Here is an 8057-nt window from a genome sequence, read left to right as displayed (position 1 = left end):
AACGCGCCGGCGGCCGGACGGCCGTGATCGTGGCAAGTTTCCCGTGCTTGCGGTGGAACGCCAGAAGCGCTTCGAAATCGACATTCGACAGGCCGTCCCCCCAGGTCAGCATGAAGGTCCCGTCCCCGAGGTAGTCCTTCAGACGCTTGATCCGCCCGCCGGTCAGGGTTTCCATGCCGGTCTCGACTAGGTCGATCTTCCAGGGCTCACGCCGCGCTTCGTGGCGGGTCACGATGGACGGCTTTCCCGGCTCCATGTCGATGGTAAGATTGCCGGTCAGCGTTGCGTAATCCGCGAAGTACTTCTTGATGTAGTCGCCCAGGTAGCCGAGCGCGATCACGAACTCATGGTGCCCATACTGGGTATAGTGCATCATGATGTGCCAAAGGAGCGGGCGGCCACCGATCTCGACCATCGGCTTCGGTCTGATGGAGGTCTCCTCGGCAAGGCGGGTTCCCTTGCCGCCTGCAAGCAAAGCAACTTTCAATCCACAGTCCTCCAACACACGCGATATGATCCAACTTGCACGCTGCAACGCACCTTAGAGTCAGCGAACCTTGGCAAGTGAACCTTTATCATATTTGCGATAGCCCATTGTTCGGGGTCGGTCTATTGAATCGCTCCCATTGTTTCGCTCAGCGACACGGTTGGGCTCATTTTTCCATTTTGACCTCCGTGATGCCTTCAACAAACATCACCTTGGCACGTTGCGATGCTGTCGGGAGGGGGCATCCATGCCATCAACAGAGCCCCACCAGGCGGCCATCGTCGAAGATCGGCGCCCAGACAGTCGGGCAGTGTCCCAACGCTTGGTGTAGGAGGCCGTGCGCGGAGCCTCCGGCGTAGCGCAGCGCGCGGCCGGCGGTGGCACTGGTGGCCACCGTCGATCTTCGGAAAAGGTTCGGGTTGCGAAACTCGAAACCCAAGACGGAGAATGGGCCATGTCGCGCCATTGGTCTGAGCGACAATGGCGAATGATGACCGATGAGAGAACGGCGCTGCTGGAGCTTGTCGAAAAGCAGGCCGACGAAGATCTTGTGCGCGAGATGCTGGCATTCGTGTGAACCGGCATGGAAAAGTGACCCCGTAGCGGGGTGATCGTCATCCAAAAATGACCCCCTTACATTGGTGGTGATGATGCTTCCGAGGCAATCGGGAGCAGGTTCGGGATGTTGGTCGTGGAGACGATTGCGAAGATCCGTCGGGCATATTTTCAGGACGGCAAGCCCATCAAACAGATCTGCCGGGAACTGCGCGTGTCGCGGAACACGGTTCGGAAGGTGATCCGTTCCGGCGAGACTGAGTTCAGTTATGAGCGGACGGTCCAGCCACAACCCAAGATCGGCCCGCGGCGGAATGAGTTGGACCGGATGCTGGCCGAGAACTTGCGTAAGCCGAAGCGGGAGCGGCTGACACGGATCCGGATCTTCGAGGAGCTTCGGGATCTCGGATATGACGGCGGCTACGATGCGGTTCGCCGATATGCAGCGGCGTGGTCGAAGTCGAAAGCGGAAGCCACTGCAGCCGCGTTTGTCCCGCTCAGCTTCGATCCCGGTGAAGCCTACCAGTTCGACTGGAGCCGTGAGGTGGCGATCATCGACGGGGTGACGTCGACCATCAAGGTGTCCGTCGTCAGGTGATATGGAACACGAGCGCCTGATCTCGAACGGAGGGTCTGGCTCGTTGAGGTTTCAGTTTATGCCGCTGTCTGGCGATGCAGCAAGCGGCGCTTCTCGATGGTCCTGGCTTTGATCTCCTTTCGTCGTCGCAGGATGGTCTCGGCCCTGCCGAGGTAGACATCGGCAGGGGTTAGGTTGCTGAGGCTCTCGTGGTAGCGGCGGTGGTTGTAGTGGTCGATGAACTCGCCGATGGCCTGCTCGAGCGCCCCAGGCAGATAGTAGTTCTCGAGCAGGACCCTGTTCTTCAGGGTCTGATGCCAGCGCTCGATCTTGCCCTGGGTTTGCGGGTGGCGCGGGGCGCCGCGAACGTGATTCATGCCTTGAGTGGCGAGCCAGTCGGCAAGATCCCCAGAGATGTAGGATGCGCCATTGTCGCTGAGCAGTCGGGGCCGGTGCGCAACCGTGGCGCGGTCGCAGTCCGAGGCGGCAAGGGCCTCTTCCAGCGTGGCCGTCACGTCCGAGGCCTTCGTGGTCGTGCACAGCCGCCAAGCGATGACATAGCGGCTGTAGTCGTCGAGGATGGTCGATAGGTAGAACCAGCCCCATCCGACCACCTTGAAGTAGGTGAAGTCGGTCTGCCAGAGTTGGTTCGGCCGGGTCGTCTTCTCGTGGAACTCGTCGGCTGCCTTGATGACGACAAAAGCCGGGCTCGTGATCAGATCTTGGGCTTTCAATAGCTTGTAAACGCTGGCTTCGGAGACGAAGTAGCGCTTCGTGTCGGTGAACCGCACCGCCAGTTCCCGCGGCGACAGCTCCGGCTCGTCGAGGGCCAGTTCGATGATCTGGTCACGCACCTTGTCCGGGCTTCGGTTCCACACCCGAGCAGGACGTGAGCGACGGTCCTCCAGCCCGGCTTCGCCCAGGGAAAGGTAACGATCGTACCAGCGGTAGAATGTCGTCCTTGGGATGCCGAGGAGGCCCAGGGTCTGCTTGGCCGACAGATGGGATTGTTCCACGGTTCGGATGATCTCAAGCTTCTCCGAAGCGGGATACCTCATGCCTCGAACTCCCCATCGCCGAGCATGCTTTTTTTGAGCAAGCGGTTCTCGAGCGTCAGGTCCGCGACAGCCTCTTTCAATGCAGCCGCCTCGTGCCGCAGTTCCTTCACTTCAGGGCTTGTCGCCTGGCGCGCTGTATCGCCCGCCAGCCGCTTCTTGCCCGCCTCGAGGAACTCTTTCGACCAGCTGTAATACAAGCTCGTCGCGATCCCCTCGCGTCAGCACAGCTCGGCAATGCTTTCTTCGCCGCGCAGCCCTTCCAGCACAATCCGGATCTTCTCCTCGGCCGAGTGATGCTTCCTGGTGCGCCGCCGGATGTCTTTCAAGACCTTCTCGGCAGGCTCTTTCCGTGTTTCGGGTTTCTGTCTCATCTCCACTCCTTGGTGGTTACGATGAGCCAGAAACCCTCCGTTGCGAAATCAAATCAGAAGTCCCAAAGGTGCTGACGGGGAACATCCTGCGCCTGAGAAGCTCGAGATCATCCGCACGGTCGAAGAAGCGCGCGAAGGTGAAGGCGGCGAGGAAGCAGCGCCGGAAGGGGCGGGGCTGAGTGGGCCGCTCCGCCCGAGTTTACGAAGTGCATGTAGGTTCACTGAACCTGCGTGAACCGGAACAGGTTGCGCACATGGCGGGAATCGCCAATTTAAAAAGCGTTTGGACCAATAGATTACAGTAGGTTGCGGACAACCCGCTTCGTTCACATCGAAGATGTCGGGGGTTCAAATCCCTCATCACCCACCATTCCCCTTTTGCGATGATGAAGAATGGCCCGTCCGTCCGGAGCCTGCGGCCGTTGTATCGCCAGTGGGGGCAATGCTTGCAGGAACGTAACCGTGTCAGGGATCCGGGTGTTCGCTCGCCCGGATCGTTCTTCCCGATGATGTACCCCGCGATTCCTTGCAGGGGGACCAACAGCTCCGGGCGTTGGCTGCGTCGTGTAGGCCAGATGGCCGTCATACCCCGCGATACCGCGATCATCCCCCGCCGTGTTGCATTCGCCGGTGCCATGCGTGCAACGGGTTCCCGAAACCGCGGGCGCCGAGGCCAACGGCACATCGGTCGCTGTGACCGCGCGGGGGCGCAAGGGAGGTTGAACAATGGCAATCTTCAAGGGACTTCGCATTGTCTGACCGAGAAACCGACACCACTACCCCGCAGATAGCCGAGGCAAGCTTTGCTGCCATCGACCGGCAGACGCTTTTCGCTCCGCCCGTCGACGCCCATCCGCCCCGTATCCTGATCCTCTACGGATCGCTCCGGGAACGGTCGTTCAGCCGGCTCTCGGCCGAGGAAGCCGGTGGCATCCTGACGCGCCTGGGGGCGGAGGTGCGGTTCTATCATCCGTCGGGGCTTCCTCTCGTCGATGACGATGCCGACAGCAGCCACCCGAAGGTCCGCGAACTGCGCGATCTGGTCGCCTGGTGCGAGGGCATGGTCTGGTCGAGCCCGGAGCGTCACGGCGCCATGACGGGCCTGATGAAGACCCAGATCGACTGGATTCCATTGTCCGAGGGCGCCGTGCGCCCCACGCAGGGCAAGACACTTGCGGTCATGCAGGTTTCCGGCGGCTCGCAGAGCTTCAACGCGGTAAACCAGATGCGGATTCTCGGGCGCTGGATGCGGTTGCTGACCATTCCCAACCAATCCTCCATTCCCAAGGCGTTCCAGGAGTTCGACGAGACCGGGCGGATGCGCCCGTCGCCGCTCTATGACCGCATCGTCGACGTGATGGAGGAGCTGATGAAGTTCACCCTGCTGACGCGTGGTCGCGCGGACTACCTGGTGGACCGCCACTCCGAACGCAAGGAGACGGCCAAGGCGCTCATGGCGCGGGTCAACCTGTCCAAGGCCACCTGACGCCCCGGGCGTAAGCGCCGGGGCGTCAGGCAGGTCGCGATCACTCGGAGGAACTGCGCACAGACCATGTCTGGTAGGCGCCCTGGCCTTCGTCGCAGGGCTGTAGTGACAGCGCCTTGATCTGGTTGGCATCGCTGCGACCGCCTCGGGTTTCTTCGCCGAGGGTAAAGCACATCTCCGGCACGGAGGCCGGCGTGATCGTGCCTTTCCCGGAGAAGGCGAAGCGCTGCGCGTCACTGCCATCGCAAGCCGCCAGATCGATCGCGGTCCCGGCTTCGGTCGACGACACCTCGGCGCAGACATCGAATTCCGGCATGTAGAGCACGCCCTTGGCGAACCGGTCGGTGTCAAAGGTCTGGTCGACGCCAAGCTCGCCGCCGGGGCTGTAGCAGGTGTGACCCTGAAGCCCGTCGTCGGGATTGGCGGCGGCGCCCTGTGCACGGGCGATGTCGAGGCAATAGCCGTTCTGGGTATTGTCCAGGATGTCGGCCAGATAGATCTCGACGTTTTCCGCCTGGGCGGTTCCGGCCGTCAACAGGATGGCGGTGAATGCGGCAAGCGTCGCTTGTCTGAGCATGGGGAAGTCCTTTTGTTCGATTTGTGCTGGCGTCAGTCGTCGGACGACCGCGCGCGCCAGGTCTGGAATGCCGCGAGATCGTCGCTGCAGGGCTCAAGGGTGAGCGACTTGATCTGATGCCGCGAGGTGCCGCCCCGGCCAAGGCGCGTTTCCGCTCCGGCCGTGTAGCACATGCCGGGAGCGTCGACCGGGGAAAGCTTGCCCTCGGCGGTCAGGGCGATCTTCTGTGCGACGCTGTCTGCGCAGGCGGCGAGGCCAAGCGTGGCGCCAGCGTCGAGGCCTGTGGCGGTGGCGCAGACGTCGAATTCCGGCATGTAGAGCACATTCTCGGCCAAGCGCTCGGACGCGAAGATCTGATCGACACCGAGAGCGCCCTGGTAGCTGTAGCAGGTGTGGGCCTGGAGCCCGCCGTCGATGGCGGCCTGTTCCTGCGGGCCGGAGATGTCGAGGCAATAGCTGTTCAGGTCGCCATCGAGGTCGTCGACGAGGGTGATCTCGACCTGTTCCGCGAGGACCGGTGACAGCAGGCAGAGCAGGACGGCGGTGATGGACAAGGAGCGAATGAGCATCGGGTTGATATGATCCTTCGGGCGTTTCATGGTGACTGCGCGGGTTGCGCGGGGCAAAGGGATTGACGTGGTCGGTGATCAGCGCACGCAGCGCACGAGGTTGTCGGGCCGGTCGACATCGCAGGCATTGACGGAACACAGATCTTCCTCGGAAAGTTCCTGCCCGTTGAGCGTCTTGATCGAGGAGCGTTGGGCGCCCGCGCCGTGCCAGTCGGTGTAGTCGGTCTGATCGCCGGCCTTGCTGAGGGCCTTGCCGAAGGCGATCACGTTGGCGTGGCTCTTGATGTCGCCAAAGGTCGTGCTGGTCCAATAGTCTAGCGTCTCGGAATCCTGCGTGATCCCGAAGACCGATGTGTCGATTGCCGGGAAGCCGGTGCGATCATAATCGACGATGCTCTGCAACTCCTTGGAATTCGGCAGGTACCAGTCGTCGTGGCCGGCCAGTTCGAGCGCCTCGCAATAGGCCAGCGTCTCGGCCCATTCACGGCGCGTGCCGTCATCGTCCTGCTGCCACATCCGGCCGGTCGCGTCGTCTGTCACCGTTCCGTCGCCATTGTCGACGAAGGCGTTGACACCATAGACGTTCTCTTCACCGGCAACGCATCGCACGTAGTTCCCGGGCGCCTTGCCGTCGGCGGGGCCGTTTGCCAGCCCGCTGCTCGCCGCTTCCGCGCCGGTGTAGAAATCGAGGCCGGTGCCGTAGGCCTTGATATGGCCATCGGCAAAGTTGAACCCGAACGCGCCCTGGTTCCGGCCGTTCATCACGGGGCCCTTCACGTAGAGCGTGCTGCTCCAGTACTGACCGGCAAAGATCATCTGGCCGTCCGGGTACTCGAAATCGAACATTTCGGTGTCGATGTAGGGCGTCGGCGTGCCGTCCTCGGGCTTCAGCAATTCGCCGCGAAAATCGGCCAGTGCGTAGAGCTCCTTGATCGACGGCACGCGCCAGTCGCTCCGGCCGGCGATGTCCAGCGCGTCGCAATAGGCGAGGGCATCGGCATATTGGAGGCGGTCGTTTCGCGGTGTCTTCTGCCAAAGCAGCCCGGTGTTGTTGTCCAGAACCGTGCCATCGCCCTTGTCCGTGTAAGCGGCCGCGAGCCGCGGATGCTGTGCGTCCTGGCCGTAGAGCGGCTCGCCCTCCGACGGGCAGACGATCGAATCGCCAGTCAGATCGAAACATGTGTCCTGCATCGTGTCGACGATCGGATAGCTCACCTCTTGGGAGAGGCCCGCCGAAGCCGAAAGAACGATCATCGCGGGCAGGAGAGTGGCGAGATACGGGGCCGAGGATGTCTTGCAGGTTTCAGTCGTCATTTTTCCGATCCGGTTTGTAGATATGTGGTTACGCGACATATGGAGGGCTTGAATGACGCCGTCGTCCGAGCCGCTATTCGCGAACGTCGGAAGCCTGTGTCCGGATGTTCAATTTGCGCGGCGGGAGGCGAAATCCGATTTGTTTCAGATGCTTGTGCGCGCCGCTAAACCGAAACGTCTCATCGCGACAGGCATGGTCGTCTGGCGCTGCGAGCCCGTTTTGATGGGGGCGCACCCTCGAAACAGCCACACCGGGTCATCTGGTTTCTCCGACAACCCGGACCAGGGGCCCCGGTGTCTTCCGACCGGAAGAGCGCGGTATCGGCTGTTGGGGCAAATCCCACCGTAACCCATCGCAGAGGAACGGGCCCTGAGCAGGTCATCGATTGGCGCACGGAATCCCGCATTTCTGGTGTCCGGAATGCAGGATGCAAGGCAGCCGCGGCTATCGCCGGACCGCTCCTGCACGGCGGCTCAGGCCATGGATCCAGCCGCCGTCGTGCATCCGCCAGGTGGCTTGAGGTTGATGTCGATCTCACGCAAGCGGCATCGGGCGGCTCCAGCGATTGACATCGTGCCTGCCAGGGGCCACTTGCCGAGGATGCGCGTGCGTTCCCATATCCCGCTCCCCTGGGCCAGGATCTGTATGGTCCTGCTGTTTCTGGCGGTTGGCATTTGGGGCGAGACGGTCCGCTCTCCTCTTGCGCCTGCGGCTTTTGGCGCCGAGCAGGTTCAGCAAACGATTGGGCAACTCGCGGGACTCCCGGCGGAGGACTGCCTGCAATCTCTGAGGTCTGAAACCGCGGTGCCGCCCGCCAGGGAAAGCGTTGATGGCGCACCTGCTTGTGCATCGGATCGGGCCCTGCTGCCGGACCAACATTTTGAGTACCTGGCCGCGCCAAGGGCGCCTCCGGCAGGCCCGCAAAGGGTCTCGCGGGCCCATCGCAGCCGCGCACCTCCCGTCGACATGATCTGATCGCGCTAACGACCGCTTCCGTCCGGAGGCAGTTTGCGCGTGCACTCCCAACGACACCACGCAACCGACAGGAACGCCGGGCCGCGA

General features: G+C 62.3%; 6 protein-coding genes and 2 pseudogenes. 3 read left to right on the top strand and 5 right to left on the bottom strand.

Going from position 1 to position 8057, the window contains the following annotated elements:
* Positions 1-487, bottom strand: a 487-nt coding sequence (locus ACFQ2S_RS10425; RefSeq protein ID WP_386074399.1) for a sugar phosphate nucleotidyltransferase, incomplete at its 3' end; no start/stop codon positions are given.
* 454 nt (positions 488-941) lie between these two features.
* Between ACFQ2S_RS10425 and ACFQ2S_RS10420 the strand changes: the two genes are divergently transcribed.
* Positions 942-1064 carry a hypothetical protein gene (locus ACFQ2S_RS10420; RefSeq protein WP_386074401.1) on the top strand — a complete coding sequence of 41 codons (123 nt, stop codon included), beginning with the start codon at positions 942-944 and terminating at the stop codon, positions 1062-1064.
* 105 nt (positions 1065-1169) lie between these two features.
* Positions 1170-1637: pseudogene (locus tag ACFQ2S_RS10415) on the top strand (IS21 family transposase); the annotation flags it as partial.
* Between the two features lie 59 nt (positions 1638-1696).
* Here the strand turns inward: ACFQ2S_RS10415 and ACFQ2S_RS10410 are convergent.
* Positions 1697-3048 (bottom strand): annotated as a pseudogene (locus ACFQ2S_RS10410) (IS3 family transposase).
* A 751-nt stretch (positions 3049-3799) separates the two neighbouring features.
* Here ACFQ2S_RS10410 and arsH point away from each other — a divergent pair.
* Entirely contained in the window at positions 3800-4534 is a 735-nt protein-coding gene (arsH, locus tag ACFQ2S_RS10405) for an arsenical resistance protein ArsH (RefSeq protein ID WP_449369416.1), read from the top strand.
* 40 nt (positions 4535-4574) lie between these two features.
* Here arsH and ACFQ2S_RS10400 read toward each other — a convergent pair whose 3' ends face one another.
* From ACFQ2S_RS10400 to ACFQ2S_RS10390, 3 genes are read right to left on the bottom strand one after another with little or no spacing between them, the layout of a single operon-like run.
* Positions 4575-5111 (bottom strand): ricin-type beta-trefoil lectin domain protein, encoded by a 537-nt coding sequence (locus ACFQ2S_RS10400; RefSeq protein ID WP_386074398.1) that lies wholly within the window; start codon positions 5109-5111, stop codon positions 4575-4577.
* 32 nt (positions 5112-5143) lie between these two features.
* Positions 5144-5710: a hypothetical protein gene (locus tag ACFQ2S_RS10395; protein ID WP_386074397.1), complete on the bottom strand. Its 567-nt coding sequence runs from the start codon at positions 5708-5710 to the stop codon at positions 5144-5146.
* Between the two features lie 48 nt (positions 5711-5758).
* The gene (locus ACFQ2S_RS10390; protein ID WP_386074396.1) at positions 5759-6994 is read right to left on the bottom strand and encodes an Lcl C-terminal domain-containing protein; all 1236 of its coding nucleotides are present in this window, start codon (positions 6992-6994) and stop codon (positions 5759-5761) included.
* Between the last annotated feature and the right edge of the window lie 1063 nt (positions 6995-8057).

The sequence above is a fragment of the Tropicimonas aquimaris genome, from assembly GCF_042676185.1.
In the GTDB taxonomy this organism is placed as follows: domain Bacteria; phylum Pseudomonadota; class Alphaproteobacteria; order Rhodobacterales; family Rhodobacteraceae; genus Tropicimonas; species Tropicimonas aquimaris.
The sequence above is the reverse complement of the archived record's forward strand: the minus strand, read 5'-3'. Positions and strand labels throughout refer to the sequence as shown.